We start from the raw sequence: 24,831 nt of genomic DNA, 5'->3' as shown, positions 1-24,831 counted from the left end.
GCACCCGACAACACGTAAGGACATCCCCGTGGCACAAGAAGTGCTCACCGACCTCAACAAGGTCCGCAACATCGGCATCATGGCGCACATCGATGCCGGCAAGACGACGACGACCGAGCGCATCCTCTTCTACACGGGCGTCAACCACAAGATCGGTGAGACGCACGACGGCGCTGCGACCACCGACTGGATGGAGCAGGAGCAGGAGCGTGGCATCACGATCACCTCCGCCGCCGTCACCTGCTTCTGGAACAAGAACCAGATCAACATCATCGACACCCCCGGCCACGTGGACTTCACGGTCGAGGTCGAGCGTTCGCTGCGCGTGCTCGACGGTGCCGTCGCCGTCTTCGACGGCAAGGAGGGCGTCGAGCCCCAGTCCGAGACGGTGTGGCGTCAGGCCGACAAGTACGACGTGCCGCGCATCTGCTTCGTCAACAAGATGGACAAGCTGGGCGCCGACTTCTACTTCACCGTCGACACGATCGTGAACCGCCTGAAGGCCAAGCCGCTCGTCCTGCAGCTGCCCATCGGTGCCGAGAACGACTTCGTCGGCGTCATCGACCTCGTCGAGATGCGCGCTCTGGTGTGGCCCGGCGATGCCAAGGGTGACGTCACCATGGGCGCGAAGTACGAGATCCAGGAGATCCCGGCCGACCTCGCCGACCGTGCCGCCGAGTACCGCGAGAAGCTGCTCGAGACGGTCGCCGAGAGCGACGAGACGCTGCTCGAGAAGTACTTCGGTGGCGAGGAGCTCTCGCTGGCCGAGATCAAGGGCGCGATCCGCAAGCTCACGATCAACTCCGAGGTCTACCCGGTCCTGTGTGGATCGGCGTTCAAGAACCGCGGAGTGCAGCCGATGCTGGACGCTGTCGTCGACTACCTCCCCTCGCCCCTGGACGTGCCCGCCATCGAGGCGCACGACCCCAAGGACGAAGAGATCGTCATCGAGCGCCACGCCGACCGCGACGAGCCCTTCGCGGCCCTCGCGTTCAAGATCGTCACGCACCCCTTCTTCGGCCGTCTGACCTACATCCGCGTGTACTCGGGTCACCTCGACTCCGGCGCTCAGGTCGTCAACGCGACCAAGGGCAAGAAGGAGCGCATCGGAAAGATCTTCCAGATGCACGCCAACAAGGAGATGCCGGTCGACTCGGTCACCGCCGGTCACATCTACGCGGTCATCGGCCTGAAGGACACCACCACCGGTGACACCCTCTCCGACAGCACGAACCAGGTCGTCCTCGAGTCGATGACGTTCCCGGAGCCGGTCATCGAGGTGGCCATCGAGCCCAAGACCAAGGCCGACCAGGAGAAGCTGGGTCTCGCGATCCAGAAGCTCGCTGAAGAGGACCCGACGTTCCGCGTCGAGCAGAACGCCGAGACCGGCCAGACGGTCATCAAGGGCATGGGCGAGCTCCACCTCGACATCCTCGTCGACCGCATGAAGCGCGAGTTCAAGGTCGAGGCCAACGTCGGAAAGCCCCAGGTCGCGTATCGCGAGACGATCCGCAAGACCGTCGAGCGCCACGACTACACGCACAAGAAGCAGACCGGTGGTTCGGGTCAGTTCGCCAAGATCCAGTTCGCGCTGGAGCCCCTCGAGGTCACGGCGGACAAGACGTACGAGTTCGAGAACAAGGTCACCGGCGGCCGCATCCCGCGCGAGTACATCAGCCCGACCGACCAGGGCTTCCAGGACGCCATGAACGTCGGCGTGCTCGCCGGCTTCCCCATGGTGGGCGTGAAGGCGATCCTGCTCGACGGTGCCTCGCACGACGTCGACTCCTCGGAGATGGCGTTCAAGATCGCGGGCTCCATGGGCTTCAAGGAGGCCGTCCGCAAGGCGAACCCCGTCATCCTCGAGCCGATCATGGCCGTCGAGGTGCGTACTCCCGAGGAGTACATGGGTGACGTCATCGGCGACCTGAACTCCCGTCGCGGCCAGATCCAGTCGATGGAGGATGCGGCCGGCGTCAAGGTCGTCCGTGCCAACGTCCCGCTGTCCGAGATGTTCGGTTACATCGGTGACCTGCGTTCGAAGACCTCCGGTCGCGCTGTCTACTCCATGGAGTTCGACAGCTACGCCGAGGTCCCGCGCAACGTCATGGACGAGATCGTTCAGAAGACCAAGGGCGAGTAATCTCCTCGGAGGTCTCGTCTGCGGACGGGGCGGTTTCGTCCCGTCCGCACTTCTGGCTCACAACTTCACACGACCCCTCTCTATTACACTGAGAACAATCCCCGTAGCGAGCCGGTCGCAACCCAGCGACCGGAGTCTCTACACGACGTCCTGAGGAGGACCCAGTGGCTAAGGCCAAGTTCGAGCGGACCAAGCCGCACGTGAACATCGGAACGATCGGTCACGTCGACCACGGCAAGACCACGCTCACCGCCGCGATCTCGAAGGTGCTCGCCGACAAGTTCCCGTCGGCGACCAACGTGCAGCGCGACTTCGCGTCGATCGACTCCGCTCCCGAAGAGCGCCAGCGCGGCATCACGATCAACATCTCGCACGTCGAGTACGAGACGCCCAAGCGTCACTACGCTCACGTCGACGCTCCCGGTCACGCTGACTACATCAAGAACATGATCACCGGTGCCGCTCAGATGGACGGCGCGATCCTCGTGGTCGCCGCCACCGACGGTCCGATGGCTCAGACCCGCGAGCACGTGCTGCTGGCCAAGCAGGTCGGCGTGCCGTACCTGCTCGTCGCCCTGAACAAGAGCGACATGGTCGACGACGAGGAGATCCTGGAGCTCGTCGAGCTCGAGGTTCGCGAGCTGCTGTCGTCGCAGGACTTCGATGGCGACAACGCCCCCGTCGTCCGCGTCTCGGGCCTGAAGGCTCTCGAGGGTGACGAGAAGTGGGTCAACTCGATCGTCGAGCTCATGGAAGCCGTCGACGAGTCCATCCCGGACCCGGTGCGCGACAAGGACAAGCCGTTCCTGATGCCCATCGAGGACGTCTTCACGATCACCGGTCGTGGCACCGTCGTCACGGGCCGCGCCGAGCGTGGCACGCTGGCGATCAACTCCGAGGTCGAGATCGTCGGCATCCGCCCGACGCAGAAGACGATCGTCACCGGTATCGAGATGTTCCACAAGCAGCTCGACGAGGCGTGGGCCGGCGAGAACTGTGGTCTGCTCCTTCGCGGCACCAAGCGTGACGACGTCGAGCGCGGCCAGGTCGTCGTCAAGCCCGGTTCGGTCACCCCGCACACCAACTTCGAGGGCACGGCGTACATCCTGTCCAAGGAGGAGGGCGGCCGTCACAACCCGTTCTTCACGAACTACCGTCCGCAGTTCTACTTCCGCACCACGGACGTGACCGGCGTCATCACGCTGCCCGAGGGCACCGAGATGGTCATGCCCGGTGACACCACGGAGATGTCGGTCGAGCTCATCCAGCCGATCGCCATGGAAGAGGGCCTCGGCTTCGCGATCCGTGAGGGTGGCCGCACCGTCGGCGCCGGCACGGTGACCAAGATCCTCAAGTAAGTCCTTCGGACTTCGCCGACAGGGGTCGGGCCTTCGGGCCCGGCCCCTGTCGGCATTTCGGCTTGTGTCGTGCACTGACCGCGAGATTACGGAGACGTAAAGAAAGGCCGCATAACGCGCCCTCGACTTGTGAGCGGGCTGGGAGAAGAGCTAGCGTGGCCTGCGGGGGTAGGTTGGATGATTCACACCAACCCAACTCCCGGACCGTTCTGGTACCCATTGAGGCTGCGCCTCACACCCCCACGGAGTTGAAAATGAAGAGCCTTCGCACCAAGATCGCAGCGGTCATCCTGACCGCTGCCGCCCTCGTTGCCGCTCCCGCGGCAGCGCAGGCCTACGTCCCCACACCCGGAACGCCCGATGCGGGCACTTCGGGCGCCCCTGTTCCCGGCGGTACGCTGACGCTCGTCGCCACCGCGTTCGACGGCAACACCCCGATCAGCTTCGTCGTCACCGGTGAGAACGGTGCCGCCATCACGCAGGCCTCGGTCAAGCTGGTCGTCAGCTCGTCGCCGTCCTTCAACACCTCCACGAACGCTGCGGGAGACGCGTCGTTCAACGTCAAGCTGCCCTCCAATGCCTCCGGTTCCTACGAGGTCACGGCCTCCGGTCAGAAGGATGGTCAGCCCGCCCAGAAGACGACGAGCTTCTCCATCGGCACCGGAAGCGGCGGCACGGGCTCCGGCTCGGGTCTGCCGGCCACCGGTGTGGACAGCGGTTCGCTGATGGGCGTCTGGATCGGTGGCGGCGTGCTGCTGCTCGGCGGCCTCGCGGTCACCGTGTTCGCCGTCCGTCGTCAGCGTCAGGGCGCCTGACCCACGACAGTCAACGACAGAACCCCCGGGCCGTAGCCCGGGGGTTCTGTCGTTGTGCTCGACACGCCGCTGCGACACGCCCGAGTTTGCGACACGCCCGGGCGACACGTAGACTAGTCAGGTTCCACATTCCGGGTGCTTTGCTGCCCGGATCACTGCCAGGGCAGTGCATAGATCAGCGCTCCACGCGCGGGGTCTAGGCCGCGGGCAGCAGAACGACATCTCCCACACTTCTTCCCGGAAACGGGCGTGCATTGCGCGTGGAGTGCGGGGCCGGCCTCGGAAGGGGCCGGTTTGACACGAGAACAGTGGTGCAGCATCACCGCGAAAGCGGGAGAAGTGCCCGGCGCGCAAGCGTCACCGTGCGTCCGATGCCCTCAGAGGTATGACGCGAGAAAGAGAGTGAGCAGACTATGGCGGGACAGAAGATCCGCATTCGCCTGAAGTCGTACGATCACGCGGGGCTCGACAGCTCGGCGCGCAAGATCGTCGACACCGTGACCCGAGCCGGCGCCACCGTCGTCGGCCCCGTGCCGCTGCCGACCGAGAAGAACGTCGTGGTCGTCATCCGGTCGCCGCACAAGTACAAGGACAGCCGCGAGCACTTCGAGATGCGCACCCACAAGCGCCTCATCGACATCATCGACCCGACGCCCAAGGCCGTCGACTCGCTGATGCGTCTCGACCTTCCGGCCGACGTCAACATCGAGATCAAGCTCTGAGGTTCGACATGGCTGACATCAACTCCAAGATCTCCCAGGGCCTCCTGGGCACCAAGCTCGGTATGACCCAGGTCTGGAACGAGCAGGGCAAGCTCGTCCCCGTGACGGTCATCCAGATCACCCCGAACGTGGTCACGCAGATCCGCACCCCCGAGAAGGACGGCTACAACGCCGTTCAGATCGCCGCGGGTCAGATCGACCCCCGCAAGGTCACCAAGCCCCTCGAGGGCCACTTCGAGGCTGCCGGCGTCACGCCGCGCCGCCACGTCACCGAGATCCGCACCGCGAACGCCGCTGACTACTCACTCGGTCAGGAGCTCACGGTCGACGGTGTCTTCGAAGCGGGCAAGCTGGTCGACGTCGTCGGCACCAGCAAGGGCAAGGGCACCGCGGGTGTCATGAAGCGCCACAACTTCAAGGGTGTCTCCGCCTCGCACGGTGCGCACCGCAACCACCGCAAGCCCGGTTCCATCGGTGCCTCCTCGACGCCTAGCCGCGTCTTCAAGGGCATGCGCATGGCCGGCCGCATGGGTGGCGAGCGCGTGACCGTCCTCAACCTCACGGTGCACGCCGTCGACGCCGAGAAGGGTCTGCTGCTCGTCAAGGGCGCTGTGCCCGGCGCTCGTGGCCGCATCGTCTACGTCCGCAACGCAGTGAAGGGTGCCTGAGAACATGGCTGACTCGACTCTCGCGCTCGACGTCGTGAAGGCAGACGGCAAGAAGGCCGGCTCCGTGGAGCTGCCCGCCGCCCTGTTCGACGTCAAGACGAACATCCCCCTCATCCACCAGGTCGTCGTCGCGCAGCTCGCGGCGGCTCGCCAGGGCACGCACTCGACCAAGCGTCGCGGCGAGGTCTCCGGTGCCGGCCGCAAGCCCTTCAAGCAGAAGGGCACGGGTAACGCCCGTCAGGGCTCGATCCGCGCGCCGCACATGACCGGCGGTGGCATCGTCCACGGTCCGAAGCCGCGCAACTACTCGCAGCGCACGCCCAAGAAGATGATCGCGGCCGCCCTCCTGGGCGCGCTCAGCGATCGTGCTCGCGGCGAGCGTCTGCACATCGTCGACTCGTTCGGCGTCGAGGGCGCTCCCTCGACCAAGGCCGCTGCCGCGGTGCTGAACGCGCTGACTCCCGCGAAGAACGTCCTCGTCGTGATCGAGCGTGACGACGAGCTGAGCCTGCTGAGCGTGCGCAACCTCGCGTACGTCCACGTGCTCGCCTTCGACCAGCTGAACGCCTACGACGTGCTCGTCTCCGACGACATCGTCTTCACCAAGGCCGCCTACGACGCGTTCGTCGCGTCGCGGACCGCCACCGAGGAGGTCTCGGCATGACCGCCGTCAACAAGGACCCGCGCGACATCATCCTGAAGCCGGTCGTCTCCGAGAAGAGCTACGGACTGATCGACGAGGGCAAGTACACGTTCTACGTGGACACCCGCGCCAACAAGACCGAGATCAAGCTCGCCATCGAGAAGATCTTCGGCGTCAAGGTCGCTTCGGTCAACACGATCAACCGCGTCGGCAAGGCCCGTCGCACCCGCTTCGGCATCGGCAAGCGCAAGGACACCAAGCGCGCCATCGTCACCCTGAAGTCGGGCACCATCGACATCTTCACGGCAGTCGGCTGACGGTCGGGATAGAGGACACAGATTATGGCTATTCGCAAGTACAAGCCGACGACCCCCGGTCGTCGCGGCTCGTCGGTGGCGGACTTCGCCGAGATCACGCGATCGACGCCCGAGAAGTCCCTGCTGCGCCCGCTGAGCAAGACCGGTGGACGTAACAACCAGGGCCGCATCACGACGCGTCACATCGGTGGTGGCCACAAGCGCCAGTACCGCGTGATCGACTTCCGTCGCAACGACAAGGACGGAATCAACGCGAAGGTCGCTCACATCGAGTACGACCCCAACCGCACCGCGCGTATCGCGCTGCTGCACTACGTGGACGGCGAGAAGCGTTACATCCTCGCGCCCAACAAGCTGCAGCAGGGTGACATCGTGGAGTCGGGCGCCGGCGCCGACATCAAGCCCGGCAACAACCTGCCGCTGCGCAACATCCCCACGGGTACCGTCATCCACGCCATCGAGCTCCGCCCCGGCGGCGGCGCGAAGATGGCTCGCTCGGCCGGCGCCAGCGTGCGCCTGGTCGCGAAGGACGGTCCCTACGCGCAGCTGCGTCTGCCCTCCGGCGAGATCCGCAACGTCGACGCGCGCTGCCGCGCGACGATCGGCGAGGTCGGCAACGCCGAGCAGTCGAACATCAACTGGGGTAAGGCCGGCCGCAAGCGCTGGAAGGGCGTTCGCCCGACCGTCCGCGGTGTCGCGATGAACCCGGTCGACCACCCGCACGGTGGTGGCGAGGGCAAGACCAGCGGTGGACGCCACCCGGTCACGCCGTGGGGTAAGGCCGAGGGCCGCACCCGCCACGCCAACAAGGAAAGCGACAAGTACATCGTCCGCCGTCGCACCGCCGGCAAGAAGCGCAAGTAGGAGTCAAGAAGATGCCACGCAGTCTGAAGAAGGGCCCCTTCGTCGACGAGCACCTGCTTCGCAAGGTTGTCTCGCAGAACGAGGCGGGTTCCAAGAACGTCATCAAGACCTGGTCGCGCCGATCCATGATCGTGCCCGCGATGCTCGGTCACACGATCGCGGTCCACGACGGTCGCAAGCACATCCCTGTGTTCGTGAGCGAGACCATGGTCGGTCACAAGCTGGGCGAGTTCGCGCCCACCCGCACCTTCCGCGGCCACGTGAAGGACGACAAGAAGGGCCGTCGCCGCTGACGCGGTGACGCAGAGGAGAAGAAATGGTGGAGTCCATCGCACGCGTGCGACACATCCGCGTGACCCCTCAGAAGGCTCGTCGTGTCGTCGCTCTCATCAAGGGCAAGCAGGCTGAAGAAGCTCTCGCGATCCTCAAGTTCGCGCAGCAGAGCGCCAGCGAGCCCATCTATAAGCTGGTCGCCTCGGCGATCGCGAACGCCCGTGTGAAGGCGGATGCGGCAGGCGAGTTCTTCGACGAGCAGGACCTGTTCGTCAAGAACGCGTTCGTCGACGAGGGCACGACGCTCAAGCGTTTCCAGCCCCGCGCCCAGGGCCGCGCGTTCCAGATCAAGAAGCGCACCAGCCACATCACCGTCGTCCTGGCGACGCCCGAGGTGGCAGAGACCGCCCCGGCCCAGAGCAAGAAGGCGAGCAAGTAATGGGACAGAAAGTCAACCCGTACGGCTTCCGCCTCGGCATCACCACCGACCACGTGTCGCGGTGGTTCTCGGACTCGACGAAGCCCGGACAGCGCTACGCCGACTACGTGGCCGAGGACATCAAGATCCGTAAGCTCCTGCTGTCGAGCCTCGACCGTGCAGGCGTGAGCAACATCGAGATCGAGCGCACCCGCGACCGCGTGCGCGTCGACATCCACACCGCGCGTCCCGGCATCGTGATCGGCCGTCGTGGTGCGGAGGCCGAGCGCATCCGTGGCGACCTCGAGAAGCTCACCGGCAAGCAGATCCAGCTGAACATCCTCGAGGTCAAGAACCCTGAGGCCGACGCTCAGCTCGTCGCGCAGGGCATCGCCGAGCAGCTCTCCGCTCGCGTGGCGTTCCGCCGCGCGATGCGCAAGGGCCTGCAGGGCGCCCAGCGCGCCGGCGCCAAGGGCATCCGCATCCAGGTCTCCGGCCGCCTCGGCGGCGCCGAGATGAGCCGCTCGGAGTTCTACCGCGAAGGCCGTGTGCCCCTGCACACCCTGCGCGCGAACATCGACTACGGCTTCTACGAGGCCAAGACCACCTTCGGCCGCATCGGCGTGAAGGTCTGGATCTACAAGGGCGACCTCACCAACAAGGAACTCGCTCGCGAGCAGGCCAACGCGCCGAAGTCCCGCGGTCGTGACGACCGTGGTGGCGACCGCCGTCGTGGCCCCCGCAACGAGGCCCCCGTCGCAGAAGGAGCGTCTGCCTGATGCTTATTCCCCGCAAGGTCAAGTACCGCAAGCAGCACCACCCGAAGCGTGACGGCCAGGCCACCGGCGGCACCCAGGTGTCGTTCGGCGAGTTCGGCATCCAGGCGCTGACCCCCGCTTACGTGACCAACCGTCAGATCGAGTCCGCTCGTATCGCGATGACCCGTCACATCAAGCGTGGTGGAAAGGTGTGGATCAACATCTACCCCGACCGTCCGCTGACCAAGAAGCCCGCTGAAACCCGCATGGGTTCGGGTAAGGGCTCGCCCGAGTGGTGGGTCGCGAACGTCAAGCCGGGCCGCGTCCTCTTCGAGGTCGCGGGCGTCAACGAGCAGCTCGCTCGCGAGGCGCTGACCCGTGCCATCCACAAGCTGCCGCTGAAGGCACGCATCATCAAGCGCGAGGAGGGCGACGCGTAATGGCGATCGGCACCAAGCAAGCTCGCCCCGAGCGAGCTCGACACGTTCGAAGACCAGCGCCTCGTCGAGGAGCTGCGCAAGGCCAAGGAAGAGCTGTTCAACCTGCGCTTCCAGTCGGCCACCGGCCAGCTCGAGAGCCACGGCCGCATCCGTGCGGTCAAGCGCGACATCGCGCGGCTCTACACCGTGATCCGCGAGCGCGAGCTGGGCATCCGTGCCACGCCCGTCGCCGCTGAGCCGGCGAAGGCGAAGAAGACGAAGGCGAAGAAGACCGAGGACACCTCGGCCGCCGCCGAAGGAGAGGCTGAGTGATGGCCACCACGAAGAAGGCTGCAGAGGTCGAGCAGACCGCTGGGCACGAGAGCTCGGAGCACGACGTCCGTGACGCCGGTGCCCGTGGCTACCGCAAGGCGCGCCGCGGCTACGTCGTCAGCGACAAGATGGACAAGACCATCGTCGTCGAGGTCGAGGACCGCGTGAAGCACCCGCTCTACGGCAAGGTGATCCGCCGCACCTCCAAGGTCAAGGCGCACGACGAGGGCAACACCGCCGGCATCGGCGACCTGGTGCTCATCAACGAGACCCGCCCGCTGAGCGCCACCAAGCGCTGGCGCCTGGTCGAGATCCTCGAGAAGGCCAAGTAAGCCTCGGGCTTACTTGGAACCCAAGGAGTAACAAGTGATTCAGAACGAATCCCGCCTCAAGGTCGCCGACAACACCGGCGCCAAGGAGCTGCTCACGATCCGTGTGCTCGGCGGCTCCAACCGGCGCTACGCCGGCCTGGGCGACGTCATCGTCGCCACGGTCAAGGACGCGATCCCCGGCGGCAACGTCAAGAAGGGCGACGTGGTCAAGGCCGTCGTCGTCCGTACCGTCAAGCAGACCCGTCGTCCCGACGGTTCCTACATCAAGTTCGACGAGAACGCCGCCGTCATCCTGAAGAACGACGGGGAGCCCCGCGGCACCCGTATCTTCGGCCCGGTCGGTCGCGAGCTTCGTGACAAGAAGTTCATGAAGATCGTCTCGCTCGCTCCGGAGGTGATCTGACCCTCATGGCCAAGATCAAGGCAGGTGACCTGGTTCAGGTCATCACTGGTAAGAAGCAGGACAAGGGCGGCGACCGCGGCAAGCAGGGCAAGGTCCGCAAGGTCCTGACCGAGCAGAACCGCGTCATCGTCGAGGGCGTCAACTACGTCACCAAGCACACGCGGGTCGGTCAGACCCAGCGCGGCACCAAGACCGGTGGCATCGAGACGACCGAAGCCCCCATCCACATCTCCAACGTCGCCCTCGTCGACCCCTCGACCAAGAAGCCGACCCGTGTCGGCCGCCGTGTCGAGGAGCAGGTCAAGGACGGCGTCAAGCGCACCGTCCGCGTGCGCTACGCGAAGAAGTCAGGTAAGGACCTCTGATGAGCACCGCCACTGCCGTGGAGGCTGGCAAGACCCAGCCCCGCCTGAAGCAGAAGTACAACGCCGAGATCAAGAAGGCGATGCAGGACGAGTTCGGCTACGCGAACGTCATGCAGATCCCCGGCCTGGTCAAGGTCGTCGTGAACACCGGTGTCGGCGAGGCAACGCGCGACAGCAAGGTGATCGATGGTGCGGTCGACGACCTCACCAAGATCACCGGCCAGAAGCCGGTCGTCACCAAGGCACGCAAGTCCATCGCGCAGTTCAAGTTGCGTGAGGGCCAGGCCATCGGTGCGCACGTCACCCTGCGCGGCGACCGCGCCTGGGAGTTCATCGACCGTCTCGTGAACCTCGCGCTGCCCCGCATCCGCGACTTCCGTGGTCTGAACGACCGCCAGTTCGACGGCCACGGCAACTACACGTTCGGTCTGCAGGAGCAGTCGGTCTTCCACGAGATCGACCAGGACAAGATCGATCGCGTCCGCGGCTTCGACATCACGATCGTCACGACGGCGAACACGGACGACGAGGGTCGCGCTCTGCTGCGTCACCTCGGCTTCCCGTTCCGCCAGGCGGACGCTCAGGCGTAACACCCCGTGCCGACATCCGTCGGCATCCACCACAGGTCGGCCGTCGTGTAACGGCGGTCGAAACCTGGTGAACGAAGGAAAACCATCATGACGATGACAGACCCGGTCGCAGATCTGCTGACCCGTCTGCGCAACGCGAACTCGGCGCACCACGACTCCGTGTCGCTGCCGAGCTCCAAGCTCAAGACCCACATCGCCGAGATCCTCCAGCAGGAGGGCTACATCTCCGGCTGGGAGGTCACCGACGCGCGTGTCGGCCAGACGCTGACGCTCACGCTGAAGTACGGCCCCAACCGCGAGCGGTCGATCGCCGGCATCAAGCGCGTGTCGAAGCCCGGCCTTCGCGTGTACGCGAAGTCGACCGAGATCCCCAAGGTCCTCGGCGGCCTCGGCGTCGCGATCCTGTCCACCTCCTCTGGCCTCCTCACGGACCGTCAGGCCGAGTCGAAGGGCGTGGGTGGGGAAGTCCTCGCCTACGTGTGGTGACCTGATATGTCGCGTATCGGACGTCTTCCCATCGACATCCCCGCCGGCGTCACCGTCTCGGTGTCCGGTCAGGATGTCTCCGTCAAGGGCCCGAAGGGCGAGCTCACGCTCACCGCAGCCCACCCGATCGAGGTCAAGGTGGAGGAGAACCAGGTTCTCGTCACCCGCCCCGACGACGAGCGCGAGTCGCGGTCGCTTCACGGCCTGACCCGCACGCTCATCAACAACAACATCATCGGCGTCACCCAGGGCTACACCAAGGGCCTCGAGGTCGTCGGCACGGGTTACCGCGTCGCGCAGAAGGGCTCGTCCGTCGAGTTCGCGCTGGGCTTCTCGCACCCCGTCCTGGTCGACCCGCCTGCCGGCATCACGTTCACGGTCGAGGGCAACAACAAGCTCACCGTGAGCGGGATCGACAAGCAGGCCGTCGGTGAGGCCGCTGCCAACATCCGCAAGATCCGCAAGCCCGAGCCGTACAAGGGCAAGGGTGTGCGCTACGCCGGCGAGGTCGTCCGGCGCAAGGCCGGAAAGGCTGGTAAGTAACCATGGCCGTGACTTCCAAGTCCGAGGCCCGCGCTCGTCGCCACTCGCGTCTTCGCAAGAAGATCGTCGGCACCGCCGAGCGCCCCCGCCTCGTCGTGACCCGTTCGGCCCGCCACGTCTTCGTGCAGGTCGTCGACGACAGCAAGGGCCACACCGTGGCCAGTGCGTCCACCCTCGAGACCGACCTGCGCGGCTTCGACGGCGACAAGACCTCGAAGGCCCGCAAGGTCGGCGAGCTCGTCGCCGAGCGCGCGAAGGCAGCCGGCGTGGCCGACGTCGTCTTCGACCGTGGCGGCAACCGCTACGCCGGTCGTGTCGCCGCGATCGCCGAGGGCGCCCGTGAAGGAGGGCTGAACCTGTGAGCGATGCAACGAACACCAACCAGGAGACCGAAGTGACCGATGCCACTCAGGCGGCGGCGACGGAGACGGCGCCCGCCGAGCGTGAGCGGGAGCCGCGTCGCGGTGGCCGTGAGCGCAACGCCAACCAGCGTGACCGCGGGTCGCGCGACCGCTCGGAGAGCCAGTTCCTCGAGCGCGTCGTGACCATCAACCGTGTGTCGAAGGTCGTCAAGGGTGGCCGTCGCTTCAGCTTCACCGCTCTCGTTGTCGTCGGTGACGGCAACGGTGTGGTGGGTGTCGGCTACGGCAAGGCCCGCGAGGTCCCGCTCGCGATCTCGAAGGGTGTCGAGGAAGCCAAGCGCAACTTCTTCCGCGTCCCCCGCTCGGGATCGACCATTCCGCACCCGGTCCAGGGTGAGGCCGCCGCGGGCGTCGTCCTGCTGCGTCCCGCTGCTGCCGGTACCGGTGTTATCGCCGGTGGCCCCGTGCGTGCCGTGCTCGAGTGCGCCGGTATCCACGACGTCCTCTCGAAGTCCCTCGGCTCGTCGAACACGATCAACATCGTGCACGCGACCGTCGAGGCTCTGAAGCAGCTCGAGGAGCCGCGTCAGGTGGCCGCTCGTCGTGGCCTCGACTTCGACCAGGTCGCTCCGGCCCGTCTGGTTCGCGCCGAGGCTGAGGCCGCGGCCGCATCGAAGGTAGGTGCCTGATGGCTCAGCGTCTGAAGGTCACGCAGGTCAAGTCCAAGGTGAGCGAGAAGCAGAACCAGCGTGACACGCTGCGCAGCCTCGGCCTCAAGCGGATCGGCGACTCGGTCGTCCGCCCCGACGACGCGCAGACGCGCGGCTACGTCAAGGCCGTCGCTCACCTCGTGAAGGTTGAGGAGATCGACTAATGGCTGAGAACGAGAACGTCGAGCAGACGGCTGAGAAGCCCGCTGCCAAGACGACCCGTAAGCCCGCCGCCAAGAAGGCCGCAGCGCCGAAGGCGGAGAAGAAGGACGTCGCCGTGGCGCGTCCGGGCGTGCTGAAGGTGCACCACCTTCGTCCCGTCCCCGGATCCAACACCGCCAAGACCCGCGTCGGTCGTGGTGAGGGATCCAAGGGTAAGACCGCCGGCCGTGGCACCAAGGGTCAGAAGGCCCGCTACCAGGTCAAGGCCGGCTTCGAGGGTGGGCAGATGCCGCTGCACATGCGCACCCCGAAGCTGCGCGGGTTCAAGAACCCGTTCCGCGTCGAGTACCAGGTCGTGAACCTGGACAAGCTCGCGGAGCTGTACCCGTCCGGTGGCGACGTGACCGTCGTCGACCTGGTCGCCAAGGGTGCGGTTCGCAAGAACGAGAAGGTCAAGGTGCTCGGCACCGGCGAGATCTCGGTGAAGCTGAACGTCGAGGTCGACAAGGTCTCCGGCTCCGCTGAGCAGAAGATCGTCGCCGCGGGCGGCACCGTCAAGTAAGCCGCGTGCAGGGGCCGGAGGACATCTCCGGCCCCTGTCGCATACCCGGAGGATGCGGCCGCTCGGTCACGCGCGGGGTGGGATACCCTGGTGGTCTGTGCGCCTCCTGCGCCGGGAACCCTTTCTGGAGGAATCCACGTGTTCAGCGCCATCGCGCGCGTGTTCCGCACGCCTGACCTGCGTCGGAAGATCGCTTTCACCCTGGGCATCATCGTGCTGTACCGTCTCGGTGCGCACGTGCCGTCGCCGTTCGTCGACTTCCCGAACGTTCAGTCGTGTCTCGCCGACACGTCGAACACGCAGGGCGTGCTGTCGCTGGTCAACCTCTTCTCGGGCGGCGCGCTTCTGCAGCTGTCGATCTTCGCGCTGGGCGTCATGCCCTACATCACCGCGACGATCATCGTCCAGCTGCTGCGCGTGGTCATCCCGCACTTCGAGACCCTCTACAAGGAGGGCCAGTCGGGCCAGGCGCGTCTGACGCAGTACACGCGCTACCTGACCATCGCCCTCGCCCTGCTGCAGTCGACGACACTCGTGACGGTCGCGCGCAGCGGCCAGCTCTTCGGCAACACCGGTGTCGCCTCCTGCGAGCAGCTGCTGACCAACGACGCATGGTGGGCTCAGCTGCTCATGATCATCACCATGACCGCCGGCACCGGCCTCATCATGTGGTTCGCCGAGCTCGTCACCGAGCGCGGCATCGGCAACGGGATGTCGCTGCTGATCTTCACCTCGATCGCCGCGACCTTCCCGGCAGCGATGTGGTCGATCTGGCAGGCCCGCGGTTTCGAGGTGTTCCTGCTCGTGCTCGCGGTCGGCGTCGTGATCGTGGCGCTCGTGGTCTTCGTCGAACAGTCGCAACGTCGCATCCCGGTGCAGTACGCCAAGCGGATGGTGGGCCGTCGCACCTACGGCGGGACGAACACCTACATCCCCATCAAGGTCAACATGGCCGGTGTCGTGCCGGTCATCTTCGCCTCGTCGCTCCTGTACATCCCCGCGCTCATCTCGCAGTTCAACCAGACCCCGGATGCCGACGGCGCGCTGCCGGGCTGGGTCGTCTGGATCCAGAACTACCTCACGCGCGGCGATCACCCGCTGTACTGGCTGCTGTACTTCCTGCTGATCGTCGGGTTCACCTACTTCTACGTCGCGATTACCTTCAACCCGGTCGACGTCGCCGACAACATGAAGAAGTACGGCGGCTTCATCCCGGGCATCCGTGCCGGCCGTCCCACCGCGGAGTACCTCGACTACGTGCTCACCCGCATCACCCTGCCGGGCTCGATCTATCTGGGTCTGGTCGCACTCATCCCGCTGATCGCTCTGGCGACGGTCGGTGCCAACCAGAACTTCCCGTTCGGCGGCACCTCGATCCTCATCATGGTCGGCGTCGGACTCGAGACCGTGAAGCAGATCGACGCCCAGCTCCAGCAGCGTCACTACGAAGGGCTCCTGCGATGACCGCGCGCCTGTTGATCGTGGGGCCCCAGGGCTCCGGCAAGGGCACCCAGGGCGTGCGCATCGCCGAGGCGTTCGGTGTGCCGGCGGTGTCGACGGGCGACGTGTTCCGGGCGAACATCTCCGAGGGCACCGAGCTCGGCCAGCAGGTCCAGGCCATCATCGCGGCGGGAAACCTCGTTCCGGACGAGCTGACGAGCGCGGTCGTGCGCGACCGGCTGGCGCAGGACGACGCGGCTCCCGGCTTCCTCCTCGACGGATACCCCCGCAACCTCGGACAGGTGGGTGATCTCGATGCGTTCCTGGAAGAGCGCGGGGAGAGCCTCGACGCCGTGATCGAGCTGGACGTGCCCCGCGAGGAGAGCATCGCCCGCCTGACCAAGCGCGCCGAGGAACAGGGCCGCACGGACGACACGGCCGAGGTGATCGCGCACCGCCTGAGCATCTACGAGAACGAGACGGCGCCGATCCTCGATGTGTACCGCGAGCGCGGTCTCGTCGTCGCGATCGACGGCATCGGCTCCCTCGATGTCATCACCGAGCGCATCCTCACGGCCCTCATCGCCCGCGGGCTGACGCCGGCGTCCTGAGCCGTGCTGCGACGCTCCATCTACAAGACCCCGGCGCAGCTGCGCCAGATGATCGAGCCGGGGCTCATCACCGCCGCCGCCCTCCAGGCGGTGCGCGAGATGATCGCCCCCGGCGTGACGACGGCCGAGTTGGATGCGGCGGCCGCGGCCGTGATCACCGCGCGCGGCGCGGAATCGAACTTCCAGCTGGTGCGCGGCTACCGCCACACCACGTGCGTGTCGGTCAACGAGCAGGTCGTGCACGGGATCCCCGGTGACCGGGTGCTCGAGGCCGGCGACATCGTCTCGATCGACGCGGGGGCGCAGTTCCGGGGGTGGAACGGCGACTCGGCGATCACCATCGTCCTGCCCGACCCCGAGCGGCCGGAGCTCGTCGCAGCACGGCAGGAGCTGTCCCGGGTCACCGAAGGGTCCATGTGGGCCGGGATCGCCGCGATGGCGACCGGACGCCACATCGGTGAGATCGGCGCCGCGGTCGAGGACCACATCACGGCGGCGGGGGAGTACGGCATCCTGCGCGACTATGTCGGGCACGGCATCGGCCGCAAGATGCACGAGGCGCCCTCGGTGTTCAACTACCGCGTGCCGGATCCGGGCCCTCGCATCCAGCCCGGTCTGGTGCTCGCCATCGAGCCGATGGTGGTGGTGGGGTCCGAGGCGACCTTCGTCGAAGACGACGACTGGACCGTCTCCACGGTCGACGGCTCAGCCGGCTCCCACTGGGAACATAGCGTCGCCGTCCATGATGGAGGGATCTGGGTTCTCACGGCCCCCGACGGCGGAGCCGCGGGGCTGGCTCCGTATGGTGTGAAGCCGGTCGAAATCGAGTAGGAAAGAGCGTCATGGCAGCGGCAAAGGGCAAGACAAACTGGTTCGCGATCTGGATCAGCGTCATCGCTGTCGTCGCCATCGTGGTGGTCGGCGGTCTCGTGGTCGTCTTCAACAACGTGGCCTCCGACCCGGGCACGGCCCCCGAGGCATCCAACATCGACGCGTCCACCGGGGCGATCTCCTTCGGGACGGGCGAGCACACCGTCGACACGTACATCGACTTTATGTGCCCCTACTGCAACCAGTTCGAGCAGACGGAAGGCGAGACCATCCAGGGCCTCGTCGCGTCGGGCGACATCACTCTGAACGTGTACCCGGTCGCGATCCTGGACCGCCTGTCGCAGGGAACCGAATACTCGAGCCGCGCCGCGAGCGCGATGTACGCCGTGGCCGCCGCCGACCCCGACAACGCATACGCCTTCCTGCAGGCGCTGTACGCGAACCAGCCCGCCGAGAACTCGACCGGCTTGACCGACGAGCAGCTGGTGGATCTCGCCCGCAGTGCCGGTGTGAATGTCACCTCCGACCTGGAGAACGCGATCACCTCGAACGAGTACATCAAGTTCGCGAAGTCGCGGTCCCTGCCGGACGGGGCGACGGGCACGCCCACGCTCCGCGTCAACGGCGACCTCGTCCAGATCACGTACAACCCGCAGACCGACATCCTCAGCAGGATCTCCTGAGCGGGGTGCGCCCTTCGCGCCACTCGCCGAGTGGCGCGAAGCGGCTCTATCACCTATAGTTGATCTTTGGTGCTTTGCGCCTTCGTTGGCGTGTCGCCGTCGAGGCGTTTCCGGCACCGAATCCCATCCACCGCAGATCGACCGGTCTGCACGAGGGTAGCGAGGCTATGGCTAAAAAAGACGGTGTCATCGAGATCGAAGGCGTGATCTCCGAGGCTCTGCCCAACGCGATGTTCCGCGTCGAGCTGAGCAACGGGCACAAGGTGCTCGCCACGATCTCCGGCAAGATGCGGCAGAACTACATCCGCATCATCCCCGAGGACCGCGTCGTCGTGGAGCTCTCGCCCTACGACCTCACCCGCGGCCGCATCGTCTATCGCTACCGCTGATCCGGTCGAGAAGTAACGGCTCCGCCTCGGAGCACGAAGACAGCGAACAGGAAGCATCATGAAGGTCAACCCCAGCGTCAAGCCGATCTGCGATCACTGCAAGGTGATCCGTCGTCACGGACGCGTCATGGTCATCTGCAAGTCCAACCCGCGCCACAAGCAGCGCCAGGGTTGACGTGAGGCGTGTCAATGCCGCACAGCGGCATTGACACGCGAACGTCAAGGTTGAGCGAGGCCGCGCAGCGGCCGAGTCGAAACCTCGGCACGAAGACACAACTCAATACGCATACAGGCAGGATCAGAACCCGCAAGGGGGACACCTCGGGCGGAGGCCCGGGCACCGATCCTGCTCCACACCTCCACTCACTCCTAGGAGAGCCGCATGGCACGTCTTGCCGGCGTCGACATTCCGCGCGACAAGCGCGTGGTGATCGCACTCACGTACATCTACGGCATCGGCCGTACCCGCTCCGTCGAGATCCTGAAGGCGACTTCGATCGACGAGAGCATCCGCGTCAAGGACCTGACCGACGACCAGCTCGTCGCGCTCCGTGACTACATCGAAGGCACCTACAAGGTCGAAGGTGATCTTCGTCGCGAGGTCGCCGCCGACATCCGCCGCAAGGTCGAGATCGGCTCCTACGAGGGCCTGCGTCACCGCCGCGGCCTGCCTGTGCGCGGTCAGCGCACGAAGACCAACGCCCGCACGCGCAAGGGTCCCAAGCGCACCGTCGCCGGCAAGAAGAAGGCGCGCTAAGGCGCGGCCCCCAGGGTTTAGGAGAACACGCACATGGCACAGGCCAAGTCCGCGGCGCGCAAGCCCCGCCGCAAGGAGAAGAAGAACATCGCCGTGGGTCACGCCCACATCAAGTCGACGTTCAACAACACGATCGTCTCGATCACCGACCCGTCCGGCGCTGTCATCAGCTGGGCGTCCTCGGGTGGAGTGGGCTTCAAGGGCTCGCGCAAGTCGACCCCGTACGCGGCCGGCATGGCCGCCGAGTCGGCAGCCCGTCAGGCCGCCGAGCACGGTGTCAAGAAGGTCGACGTCTTCGTGAAGGGTCCGGGTTCGGGTCGCGAGACGGCGATCCGTTCGCTGACCGCTGCCGGCCTCGAGGTGGGGTCGATCCAGGACGTCACGCCGCAGGCGCACAACGGCTGCCGCCCGCCCAAGCGTCGCCGCGTCTGACGTCTCACAGCTTCTGGATGCCTGGGCGCGCCGCCTGACGGTGCGCCCCGGCATCCGCGAGAAAAACTCAACACCTCATCCACGCAAGTGTCATATAGCGGGCACTTAGCCGAAAGGAACACATCGTGCTCATCGCACAGCGTCCCACTCTGACCGAGGAGAAGATCGGGGAGTTCCGCAGCCGCTTCGTCATCGAGCCGCTCGAGCCCGGCTTCGGTTACACCATCGGCAACGCGCTGCGTCGCAGCCTCCTCTCGTCCATCCCCGGTGCTGCTGTCACCAGCATCCGCATCGACGGCGTGCTGCACGAGTTCAGCACCATCCCCGGTGTGAAGGAGGATGTCACCGAGATCATCCTGAACATCAAGCAGCTGGTCGTCTCGAGCGAGCGCGACGAGCCCATCACGGCGTACCTGCGCAAGACGGGTGCGGGCGAAGTGACCGCCGCCGACATCTCGGCTCCGGCCGGTGTCGAGGTGCACAACCCCGAGCTGGTCATCGCGACCCTGAACGACACCGCTCGTTTCGAGCTCGAGCTGACGATCGAGCGCGGTCGCGGCTACGTGTCGGCCACGCAGAACCGCAACGAGTACGCCGAGGCGGGTCAGATCCCGATCGACTCGATCTACTCCCCGGTGCTCAAGGTGAGCTACCGCGTCGAGGCCACCCGTGCCGGTGAGCGCACCGACTTCGACAAGCTCGTGCTGGATGTCGAGACCAAGCCCTCGATCGCCCCGCGCGACGCCGTCGCGTCGGCCGGTCGCACCCTGACCGAGCTGTTCGGCCTCGCCCGCGAGCTGAACGTCGAGGCCGAGGGTATCGAGATCGGCCCCGCGCCGGTCGAGACCGTCCTCTCCAACGAGCTGTCGATGCCCATCGAGGATCTCGACCTCTCGGTGCGCTCGTACAACTGCCTCAAGCGCGAGGGCATCAACACGGTGTCCGAGCTGGTCGCCCTCTCGGAGACCCAGCTCATGAACATCCGCAACTTCGGTCAGAAGTCGGTCGACGAGGTGCGCGACAAGCTCGTCTCGCTCGGTCTGTCGCTGAAGGACTCGGTGCCCGGTTTCGACGGCGCCCACTTCTACGGCGGATACGAAGAAGACAACGCCTGATCCGGCTCACCCGCGAAATCCTGGAGTAACTGAGAATGCCCAAGCCCACGAAGGGACCCCGCCTCGGAGGCGGCCCCGCACACGAGCGTCTTCTGCTGGCGAACCTTGCCGCGGCACTGTTCACCCACAAGTCGATCACCACGACCGAGACCAAGGCCAAGCGCCTTCGTCCGCTCGCCGAGCGCCTGATCACGTTCGGCAAGCGCGGCGACCTGCACGCTCGCCGTCGCGTGCTCTCGGTCATCGGTGACAAGGAAGTCGTGCACGTCCTGTTCACCGAGATCGCGCCCCTGGTCGCCGAGCGTGAGGGTGGTTACACCCGTATCACGAAGATCGGCAACCGTAAGGGCGACAACGCTCCCATGGCCGTGATCGAGCTCGTGCTCGAGCCCGTCACCAAGAAGAAGGCCGCTCCTGCCCAGAAGGCCGCCAAGGCCGACAAGGCTCCCGTCGAGGCCGCTCCCGCCGAGGAGACGGTTGTCGAAGAGGCTCCGGTCGAGGAGACTGTCGTCGAGGAGGCGCCCGAGGCGCCCGAGGCCACCGCTGACGAGGCTCCGGCCGAGTCGGAGGAGAAGAAGTCCGAGTAATCGGACCCGCCGGGACCCGTCCCGGCCCCTTTGCACCGCGAACCCCGCGTGATCTTCGGATCCCGCGGGGTTCGCGCCGTTGCGGTGACGTTCTCCGCCGTGCGTGGCGCGCGGACGCTCAGCCTGCGCTGGGCGAGCCGGGCGCCTGGAACAGCTGCGACTGGCGCAGGCCTGCTCGAAGGCGCGCTGCTCGGCGAACGCGGAGAATCGCGCCTTCGCACGCTGCGCTTCGGCGAGTGCCGCGACGACGACGTCGGCGTAGATCCGGCCGCCCGCATCCCCCGGGTGCACCTCGTCGCCGGCGAGCAGATCCAGATGCGGCGCGATCGCCGTCTGCCAGTCGGCGATCTGCACACCGCGATGCGTGCGGGCGAAAGCGGCGAGGTCGGCATTCACCCCCGGGATCCAGGAGCGCGGTGCGGACGCTGTGACGAGCACGAGCTGACGGTCGGGGCCGATGACCTCCAGCACCTGCTCGAGCGTGCGCTGCGAGATCGACCCGTTGGTGCCGAGACCCAGGACGACGAACTCGCGCAGGCGACCCGAGTCCGTGAGGGAGCGCAGGATGTCGGGTGCCGCGTACATCTGACGCGATACGGCGGCGTCGACATCCGCTCCCGGCAGCGCGGTGAGCAGACTCGGGGCGGACGCGAGCATGACGGAGTCGCCGACGGCGGTGACCTCGTCGCCTGTGACGACGTCGTCGTCGGGATCCCCGCCCGTGTTCGTCGGCGCGGGCTGACTCTGCAGCGCGTCCACGCCGGCGGCGACCACGGCCTCGCCGCTCGAGACCGCAGGAGCCGAGGCGACCGCGCCGGCGGTGCCGGCAACGAGCAGGACAGCTGCGGCCGTGACGCCCACGGCTCTCGCACGGCGACGCGCGCTGGTCGCGAACGCCTGTCGGAGCTCGCCGGCGACCTGAGCTCCGCCGCGCCGACGCACCGGCATCTCGAGGAACCGGTACGACAGTGCGGACACGACCACCGTCACGGCCATTGCGGCGGCGCCGATGGTCGCAGGGAAGGCGCGATCGACGCTCGTGCCCTGCGAGGCCGCCACCAGCAGCACCAGCACGGGCCAATGCCAGAGGTACAAGCCGTACGAGCGTTCGCCGATCCACCGCAGGGGGAGGACATCCAGTGCGCGCCCCAGCAGCGACCCGGGCCACGCACCCGCCACGATCACGATCGCGGAGAGCGCGCTCGCCGCGACGAGCGCGCCGGGGAAGGTCGCGGTGCTCTGACTCTGAGCGATCGTGGCCAGCAGGACGAGACCCGCGAGAGCGGCCGTCCCCAGCGCCGACGCGCCACCGCGAACGACACGAGCGTGCATCCAGCCGCGCTCGACCCGCACGGCCGCCCACCAGGCGAACGCGACTGCTACTCCGAGCAGGAGACCGAAGGAGTGGGTGTCGGTGCCGAAGTAGGCGCGGGTGACGCGGGCTCCCAGTGTCAGCGGATCGGCGGCTCCGGAGGCGACGACCACCGCCATCCATACCGCGGATGCGGCCGCCGCGACCAGTGCCGCCCCGGCACGCATCCAGGCGCGGGGAAGCAGCAGGAGCACGAGGAGTAGCAGCGGCCAGACGAGGTAGAACTGCTCCTCGACGGCGAGCGACCAGAGGTTGCGGAAGAGCTCACCGCTGCCGGAGCCGAAGTAGTCCGCGCCGTCGACGACGGCCGTCCAGTTGTACCCGAACACCAGCGCGCCGATGAGCTGTCGCCGAAGCCCCACGAGCACGTCGCCGCCGATCAGCCATGCCGCGCTCGAGCACGCCAGCAGGACGAGCACGAGCGCGGGCAGCAACCGTCGGGCGCGCCGGCGCCAGAAGGGCCCCAGTGCGACGCGGCCGGTGTCATCGTGCTCCCGGAGCAGGAGCGAGGTGATGAGGAACCCGCTGATCACGAAGAAGACGTCGACGCCGATGAAGCCGCCCTGCATCCACCAGCCGGGAAACAGGTGATAGATCACGACGAGGGTCACAGCGACCGCACGGAGGCCGTCGAGACCTGCGAAGCGGGCGCGCGGGGCAGGAGGAGTGTCAGCGATCATGGGGGAGGATCCGGGAGGGGGAGCCCGGCCATTCTACGATCCGGGCATGGGCGCCCCGGTGGGATGCACCCGTAGGCTTGTGCGGTGCGGATCCGACTCGACATCGCTTATGACGGCACGCACTTCCGCGGCTGGGCGAGGCAGCCGGGCCTCCGCACCGTCCAGGGCACGCTGGAGGAGGCCTTGGCTCGGATCGTCGCCGGCTCGCCGCAGCTGACGGTCGCCGGGCGCACGGATGCGGGCGTGCACGCGAGCGGCCAGGTCGCCCACCTCGATCTCGACGAGGCGCAGCAGGCGAGGCTGGCGGCGTCGCGGCGGTCGGAGCCTGACCCCGTCGAGGCCCTGGCGCGCCGCATCCGCGGCGTCTTGAGCTCGTACTCGGATGTGACGGTGCGCCGCACCACGCTCGCTCCCGACGGCTTCGATGCGCGCTTCTCGGCCGTCTGGCGCCGCTACGCGTACCGGATCGCCGACGACGTCACCGGCTACGACCCGCTGCGGCGGGAGTTCACCACCACCGTTCGCGCCGCGCTGGATGTGGCGGCGATGGATGAGGCGGCGCGCTCGCTCCGGGGGCTGCACGACTTCGCGGCGTACTGCAAGCCGCGTGAGGAGGCGACGACCATCCGCACGCTCCTCGAGTTCGATTGGCGACGCGACGTCGAGGGGGCGATCGTCGCGAACGTGAAAGCCGATGCGTTCTGCCACTCGATGGTGCGCGCGCTCGTGGGAGCGTGTGTGGCGGTCGGCCAGGGGCGTCTGGGAATCGAGGACGTCGTGCGACTGCGCGAGCAGGCGACGCGGACGAGCGAGTTCGCGGTCCTCGCCGCGCGCGGGCTGGTGCTGACGGAGGTCGGCTATCCGGAACCGGAGCTCATGGCGGCGCGGGCCGAGCAGACGCGCGCGCGTCGCGTTCAGGAGTGAATTCGCTGGGCGTTGCGCAACCGGCATCCGCCGTTCACGTGCCGGGCATAGTGTGGATGGCCTGATGAAGGTCATCTCCTACAACCTGCGCAAACATCGCGCTGCGGGCGAGATCGCGGATCTGGCCGAGCAGCACGGCGTCGATGTGCTCTGTCTCCAGGAGGCGGACACGACCGACATCCCGGAGGTGAGCGGTGGCCTGCGCCTCGCGGATGCGACGAGCCGCAACCGGTTGGGACTGGCGGTCTACTACCGGGAGAGCAGCTTCCGGCTGCAGGAGGTGCGCGCGCTCTCGCTCAAGAAGTCGCTGCACGACCGGGTGCTCAAGCCCGCAGAGGAGCGGATGCTGGGCGTGCGTCTGCACGACATCGACGCGGGCCGCGAGATCATCGTCGCGTCCTTCCACGCCGCACCCCTCACGGCGCTCAACTCACTGCGTCGCCACCAGATCCGCACGGCACTGGCCGAGCTGCAGGATCTCGGACCGCAGCTTCCCGCCCTGATGGTGGGCGACTACAACTATCCCGTCTTCAAGGAACGACTCGGCGAGCGGGTGAGGGACCAGGGGTACGAGCTCACGCTCAGCGACACCCGCACGTACACGCGCTATCGCTTCTTCCGCGGGCACTACGACTTCGCGACATCCACCGGGTTCGACATCGAGCACATCCGAACGCTGCCGCAGGGGCTCAGCGACCACCTGCCGATCCTTGTGACCGCGACGCTCTCGTCGTCGCGCGCCCGCGTCGAGGTGGGCTGACCGC

General features: G+C 66.8%; 34 protein-coding genes and 2 pseudogenes. 35 read left to right on the top strand and 1 reads right to left on the bottom strand.

Annotated elements, in window-relative coordinates:
• The first annotated feature begins 28 nt into the window (after positions 1–28).
• The 33 genes and pseudogenes from fusA (at position 29) to rplQ (ending at position 21,091) form a co-directional block, all read left to right on the top strand.
• Positions 29–2,143, top strand: coding sequence for an elongation factor G (gene fusA / locus AC1VNH_RS08525; protein WP_243233171.1), 2,115 nt, complete (start codon positions 29–31; stop codon positions 2,141–2,143).
• A 164-nt stretch (positions 2,144–2,307) separates the two neighbouring features.
• Positions 2,308–3,501, top strand: coding sequence for an elongation factor Tu (gene tuf, locus AC1VNH_RS08520; RefSeq protein WP_137418064.1), 1,194 nt, complete (start codon positions 2,308–2,310; stop codon positions 3,499–3,501).
• Positions 3,502–3,755: 254 nt separating this feature from the next.
• Entirely contained in the window at positions 3,756–4,316 is a 561-nt protein-coding gene (locus AC1VNH_RS08515; protein ID WP_483110861.1) for an LPXTG cell wall anchor domain-containing protein, read from the top strand.
• Positions 4,317–4,729: 413 nt separating this feature from the next.
• Positions 4,730–5,038, top strand: a complete 309-nt coding sequence (rpsJ, locus tag AC1VNH_RS08510) for a 30S ribosomal protein S10 (protein ID WP_045246810.1) — start codon at positions 4,730–4,732, stop codon at positions 5,036–5,038.
• 8 nt (positions 5,039–5,046) lie between these two features.
• Positions 5,047–5,706 carry a 50S ribosomal protein L3 gene (gene rplC, locus AC1VNH_RS08505; protein WP_137418052.1) on the top strand — a complete coding sequence of 220 codons (660 nt, stop codon included), beginning with the start codon at positions 5,047–5,049 and terminating at the stop codon, positions 5,704–5,706.
• A 4-nt stretch (positions 5,707–5,710) separates the two neighbouring features.
• Positions 5,711–6,370 (top strand): 50S ribosomal protein L4, encoded by a 660-nt coding sequence (gene rplD, locus AC1VNH_RS08500; protein ID WP_234074508.1) that lies wholly within the window; start codon positions 5,711–5,713, stop codon positions 6,368–6,370.
• Positions 6,367–6,666, top strand: coding sequence for a 50S ribosomal protein L23 (gene rplW, locus AC1VNH_RS08495; RefSeq protein ID WP_137418050.1), 300 nt, complete (start codon positions 6,367–6,369; stop codon positions 6,664–6,666). The genes rplD and rplW overlap by 4 nt, the downstream gene beginning before the upstream one ends.
• Positions 6,667–6,690: 24 nt before the next feature.
• Positions 6,691–7,530 carry a 50S ribosomal protein L2 gene (rplB, locus tag AC1VNH_RS08490; protein WP_137418049.1) on the top strand — a complete coding sequence of 280 codons (840 nt, stop codon included), beginning with the start codon at positions 6,691–6,693 and terminating at the stop codon, positions 7,528–7,530.
• 11 nt (positions 7,531–7,541) lie between these two features.
• Positions 7,542–7,823, top strand: a complete 282-nt coding sequence (gene rpsS, locus AC1VNH_RS08485) for a 30S ribosomal protein S19 (protein WP_053546372.1) — start codon at positions 7,542–7,544, stop codon at positions 7,821–7,823.
• A 23-nt stretch (positions 7,824–7,846) separates the two neighbouring features.
• Positions 7,847–8,242 carry a 50S ribosomal protein L22 gene (gene rplV, locus AC1VNH_RS08480; protein ID WP_137418048.1) on the top strand — a complete coding sequence of 132 codons (396 nt, stop codon included), beginning with the start codon at positions 7,847–7,849 and terminating at the stop codon, positions 8,240–8,242.
• Positions 8,242–9,000 (top strand): 30S ribosomal protein S3, encoded by a 759-nt coding sequence (gene rpsC / locus AC1VNH_RS08475; RefSeq protein WP_137418047.1) that lies wholly within the window; start codon positions 8,242–8,244, stop codon positions 8,998–9,000. The genes rplV and rpsC overlap by 1 nt, the downstream gene beginning before the upstream one ends.
• Positions 9,000–9,419 (top strand): 50S ribosomal protein L16, encoded by a 420-nt coding sequence (rplP, locus tag AC1VNH_RS08470; RefSeq protein WP_137418046.1) that lies wholly within the window; start codon positions 9,000–9,002, stop codon positions 9,417–9,419. The genes rpsC and rplP overlap by 1 nt, the downstream gene beginning before the upstream one ends.
• Positions 9,419–9,731: pseudogene (gene rpmC, locus AC1VNH_RS08465) on the top strand (50S ribosomal protein L29). The gene rplP and the pseudogene rpmC overlap by 1 nt, the downstream one beginning before the upstream one ends.
• A complete protein-coding gene (rpsQ, locus tag AC1VNH_RS08460) occupies positions 9,731–10,063 on the top strand; it encodes a 30S ribosomal protein S17 (protein ID WP_137418044.1) in 333 nt (110 codons plus the stop codon). The pseudogene rpmC and the gene rpsQ overlap by 1 nt, the downstream one beginning before the upstream one ends.
• Before the next feature lie 34 nt (positions 10,064–10,097).
• Positions 10,098–10,466, top strand: a complete 369-nt coding sequence (gene rplN / locus AC1VNH_RS08455) for a 50S ribosomal protein L14 (protein WP_045246799.1) — start codon at positions 10,098–10,100, stop codon at positions 10,464–10,466.
• Positions 10,467–10,471: 5 nt separating this feature from the next.
• A complete protein-coding gene (gene rplX, locus AC1VNH_RS08450) occupies positions 10,472–10,831 on the top strand; it encodes a 50S ribosomal protein L24 (RefSeq protein ID WP_137418043.1) in 360 nt (119 codons plus the stop codon).
• Positions 10,831–11,421 (top strand): 50S ribosomal protein L5, encoded by a 591-nt coding sequence (gene rplE / locus AC1VNH_RS08445; protein ID WP_483110858.1) that lies wholly within the window; start codon positions 10,831–10,833, stop codon positions 11,419–11,421. The genes rplX and rplE overlap by 1 nt, the downstream gene beginning before the upstream one ends.
• Before the next feature lie 87 nt (positions 11,422–11,508).
• The gene (rpsH, locus tag AC1VNH_RS08440; RefSeq protein ID WP_137418041.1) at positions 11,509–11,907 is read left to right on the top strand and encodes a 30S ribosomal protein S8; all 399 of its coding nucleotides are present in this window, start codon (positions 11,509–11,511) and stop codon (positions 11,905–11,907) included.
• A 6-nt stretch (positions 11,908–11,913) separates the two neighbouring features.
• Positions 11,914–12,450 carry a 50S ribosomal protein L6 gene (gene rplF, locus AC1VNH_RS08435; protein ID WP_137418040.1) on the top strand — a complete coding sequence of 179 codons (537 nt, stop codon included), beginning with the start codon at positions 11,914–11,916 and terminating at the stop codon, positions 12,448–12,450.
• A gap of 2 nt (positions 12,451–12,452) precedes the next feature.
• Positions 12,453–12,812, top strand: a complete 360-nt coding sequence (gene rplR, locus AC1VNH_RS08430) for a 50S ribosomal protein L18 (RefSeq protein WP_137418039.1) — start codon at positions 12,453–12,455, stop codon at positions 12,810–12,812.
• Positions 12,809–13,501 carry a 30S ribosomal protein S5 gene (rpsE, locus tag AC1VNH_RS08425; RefSeq protein ID WP_137418038.1) on the top strand — a complete coding sequence of 231 codons (693 nt, stop codon included), beginning with the start codon at positions 12,809–12,811 and terminating at the stop codon, positions 13,499–13,501. Before rplR ends, rpsE begins: the two co-directional genes overlap by 4 nt.
• Entirely contained in the window at positions 13,501–13,686 is a 186-nt protein-coding gene (gene rpmD, locus AC1VNH_RS08420; protein ID WP_137418037.1) for a 50S ribosomal protein L30, read from the top strand. Before rpsE ends, rpmD begins: the two co-directional genes overlap by 1 nt.
• Entirely contained in the window at positions 13,686–14,246 is a 561-nt protein-coding gene (gene rplO, locus AC1VNH_RS08415) for a 50S ribosomal protein L15 (RefSeq protein WP_243233178.1), read from the top strand. Before rpmD ends, rplO begins: the two co-directional genes overlap by 1 nt.
• A 138-nt stretch (positions 14,247–14,384) precedes the next feature.
• Entirely contained in the window at positions 14,385–15,710 is a 1,326-nt protein-coding gene (gene secY / locus AC1VNH_RS08410; RefSeq protein WP_137418035.1) for a preprotein translocase subunit SecY, read from the top strand.
• The gene (locus AC1VNH_RS08405; RefSeq protein ID WP_243233180.1) at positions 15,707–16,297 is read left to right on the top strand and encodes an adenylate kinase; all 591 of its coding nucleotides are present in this window, start codon (positions 15,707–15,709) and stop codon (positions 16,295–16,297) included. The genes secY and AC1VNH_RS08405 overlap by 4 nt, the downstream gene beginning before the upstream one ends.
• A 3-nt stretch (positions 16,298–16,300) precedes the next feature.
• Entirely contained in the window at positions 16,301–17,128 is an 828-nt protein-coding gene (map, locus tag AC1VNH_RS08400; RefSeq protein WP_483110857.1) for a type I methionyl aminopeptidase, read from the top strand.
• An 11-nt stretch (positions 17,129–17,139) separates the two neighbouring features.
• Positions 17,140–17,811, top strand: coding sequence for a DsbA family protein (locus AC1VNH_RS08395; protein ID WP_483110855.1), 672 nt, complete (start codon positions 17,140–17,142; stop codon positions 17,809–17,811).
• A gap of 167 nt (positions 17,812–17,978) precedes the next feature.
• Positions 17,979–18,200 carry a translation initiation factor IF-1 gene (gene infA / locus AC1VNH_RS08390; protein ID WP_017201569.1) on the top strand — a complete coding sequence of 74 codons (222 nt, stop codon included), beginning with the start codon at positions 17,979–17,981 and terminating at the stop codon, positions 18,198–18,200.
• A gap of 58 nt (positions 18,201–18,258) precedes the next feature.
• Positions 18,259–18,375, top strand: coding sequence for a 50S ribosomal protein L36 (gene rpmJ, locus AC1VNH_RS08385; RefSeq protein ID WP_005050492.1), 117 nt, complete (start codon positions 18,259–18,261; stop codon positions 18,373–18,375).
• Between the two features lie 207 nt (positions 18,376–18,582).
• Positions 18,583–18,957 carry a 30S ribosomal protein S13 gene (rpsM, locus tag AC1VNH_RS08380; protein WP_137418031.1) on the top strand — a complete coding sequence of 125 codons (375 nt, stop codon included), beginning with the start codon at positions 18,583–18,585 and terminating at the stop codon, positions 18,955–18,957.
• 33 nt (positions 18,958–18,990) lie between these two features.
• On the top strand, positions 18,991–19,389 hold the full coding sequence (gene rpsK / locus AC1VNH_RS08375; protein ID WP_039395885.1) for a 30S ribosomal protein S11: 399 nt from the start codon (positions 18,991–18,993) through the stop codon (positions 19,387–19,389).
• A gap of 125 nt (positions 19,390–19,514) precedes the next feature.
• Complete coding sequence (locus tag AC1VNH_RS08370; protein ID WP_137418030.1) at positions 19,515–20,504, top strand: DNA-directed RNA polymerase subunit alpha; 990 nt, start codon at positions 19,515–19,517, stop codon at positions 20,502–20,504.
• Positions 20,505–20,539: 35 nt separating this feature from the next.
• Positions 20,540–21,091, top strand: coding sequence for a 50S ribosomal protein L17 (gene rplQ, locus AC1VNH_RS08365; RefSeq protein ID WP_483112711.1), 552 nt, complete (start codon positions 20,540–20,542; stop codon positions 21,089–21,091).
• Between the two features lie 972 nt (positions 21,092–22,063).
• Here rplQ and AC1VNH_RS08360 read toward each other — a convergent pair.
• Positions 22,064–23,143, bottom strand: a pseudogene (locus tag AC1VNH_RS08360) (acyltransferase family protein); the annotation flags it as partial.
• 84 nt (positions 23,144–23,227) lie between these two features.
• On the opposite strand from AC1VNH_RS08360, the gene truA reads away from it, so the two are divergent.
• Together truA and AC1VNH_RS08350 are read left to right on the top strand one after the other, a co-directional pair.
• Positions 23,228–24,067: a tRNA pseudouridine(38-40) synthase TruA gene (truA, locus tag AC1VNH_RS08355; protein ID WP_483110854.1), complete on the top strand. Its 840-nt coding sequence runs from the start codon at positions 23,228–23,230 to the stop codon at positions 24,065–24,067.
• A gap of 64 nt (positions 24,068–24,131) precedes the next feature.
• The gene (locus AC1VNH_RS08350) at positions 24,132–24,827 is read left to right on the top strand and encodes an endonuclease/exonuclease/phosphatase family protein (protein ID WP_344229078.1); all 696 of its coding nucleotides are present in this window, start codon (positions 24,132–24,134) and stop codon (positions 24,825–24,827) included.
• Positions 24,828–24,831 lie beyond the last annotated feature (4 nt).

It is taken from the genome of Microbacterium sp. KU4F, from assembly GCF_056868075.1.
This window is presented reverse-complemented; position numbering and strand designations above follow the sequence as displayed.

What these genes read in the sequence shown, in the direction of transcription:
- rpsH (WP_137418041.1), top strand. Translation starts at nt 11,509, where the DNA reads ATGACGATGACAGACCCGGTCGCAGATCTGCTGACCCGTCTGCGCAAC.
- rplR (WP_137418039.1), top strand. Translation starts at nt 12,453, where the DNA reads ATGGCCGTGACTTCCAAGTCCGAGGCCCGCGCTCGTCGCCACTCGCGT.
- rplB (WP_137418049.1), top strand. Translation starts at nt 6,691, where the DNA reads ATGGCTATTCGCAAGTACAAGCCGACGACCCCCGGTCGTCGCGGCTCG.
- rpmJ (WP_005050492.1), top strand. Translation starts at nt 18,259, where the DNA reads ATGAAGGTCAACCCCAGCGTCAAGCCGATCTGCGATCACTGCAAGGTG.
- rpsQ (WP_137418044.1), top strand. Translation starts at nt 9,731, where the DNA reads ATGGCCACCACGAAGAAGGCTGCAGAGGTCGAGCAGACCGCTGGGCAC.
- rplD (WP_234074508.1), top strand. Translation starts at nt 5,711, where the DNA reads ATGGCTGACTCGACTCTCGCGCTCGACGTCGTGAAGGCAGACGGCAAG.
- rpsS (WP_053546372.1), top strand. Translation starts at nt 7,542, where the DNA reads ATGCCACGCAGTCTGAAGAAGGGCCCCTTCGTCGACGAGCACCTGCTT.
- rplC (WP_137418052.1), top strand. Translation starts at nt 5,047, where the DNA reads ATGGCTGACATCAACTCCAAGATCTCCCAGGGCCTCCTGGGCACCAAG.
- rpsM (WP_137418031.1), top strand. Translation starts at nt 18,583, where the DNA reads ATGGCACGTCTTGCCGGCGTCGACATTCCGCGCGACAAGCGCGTGGTG.
- rplE (WP_483110858.1), top strand. Translation starts at nt 10,831, where the DNA reads ATGAGCACCGCCACTGCCGTGGAGGCTGGCAAGACCCAGCCCCGCCTG.
- infA (WP_017201569.1), top strand. Translation starts at nt 17,979, where the DNA reads ATGGCTAAAAAAGACGGTGTCATCGAGATCGAAGGCGTGATCTCCGAG.
- AC1VNH_RS08395 (WP_483110855.1), top strand. Translation starts at nt 17,140, where the DNA reads ATGGCAGCGGCAAAGGGCAAGACAAACTGGTTCGCGATCTGGATCAGC.
- AC1VNH_RS08350 (WP_344229078.1), top strand. Translation starts at nt 24,132, where the DNA reads ATGAAGGTCATCTCCTACAACCTGCGCAAACATCGCGCTGCGGGCGAG.
- rplO (WP_243233178.1), top strand. Translation starts at nt 13,686, where the DNA reads ATGGCTGAGAACGAGAACGTCGAGCAGACGGCTGAGAAGCCCGCTGCC.
- rplQ (WP_483112711.1), top strand. Translation starts at nt 20,540, where the DNA reads ATGCCCAAGCCCACGAAGGGACCCCGCCTCGGAGGCGGCCCCGCACAC.
- rpsC (WP_137418047.1), top strand. Translation starts at nt 8,242, where the DNA reads ATGGGACAGAAAGTCAACCCGTACGGCTTCCGCCTCGGCATCACCACC.
- AC1VNH_RS08405 (WP_243233180.1), top strand. Translation starts at nt 15,707, where the DNA reads ATGACCGCGCGCCTGTTGATCGTGGGGCCCCAGGGCTCCGGCAAGGGC.
- rpmD (WP_137418037.1), top strand. Translation starts at nt 13,501, where the DNA reads ATGGCTCAGCGTCTGAAGGTCACGCAGGTCAAGTCCAAGGTGAGCGAG.
- AC1VNH_RS08515 (WP_483110861.1), top strand. Translation starts at nt 3,756, where the DNA reads ATGAAGAGCCTTCGCACCAAGATCGCAGCGGTCATCCTGACCGCTGCC.
- rpsJ (WP_045246810.1), top strand. Translation starts at nt 4,730, where the DNA reads ATGGCGGGACAGAAGATCCGCATTCGCCTGAAGTCGTACGATCACGCG.
- rpsK (WP_039395885.1), top strand. Translation starts at nt 18,991, where the DNA reads ATGGCACAGGCCAAGTCCGCGGCGCGCAAGCCCCGCCGCAAGGAGAAG.
- rplV (WP_137418048.1), top strand. Translation starts at nt 7,847, where the DNA reads ATGGTGGAGTCCATCGCACGCGTGCGACACATCCGCGTGACCCCTCAG.
- rplP (WP_137418046.1), top strand. Translation starts at nt 9,000, where the DNA reads ATGCTTATTCCCCGCAAGGTCAAGTACCGCAAGCAGCACCACCCGAAG.
- rplW (WP_137418050.1), top strand. Translation starts at nt 6,367, where the DNA reads ATGACCGCCGTCAACAAGGACCCGCGCGACATCATCCTGAAGCCGGTC.
- rplF (WP_137418040.1), top strand. Translation starts at nt 11,914, where the DNA reads ATGTCGCGTATCGGACGTCTTCCCATCGACATCCCCGCCGGCGTCACC.
- rplX (WP_137418043.1), top strand. Translation starts at nt 10,472, where the DNA reads ATGGCCAAGATCAAGGCAGGTGACCTGGTTCAGGTCATCACTGGTAAG.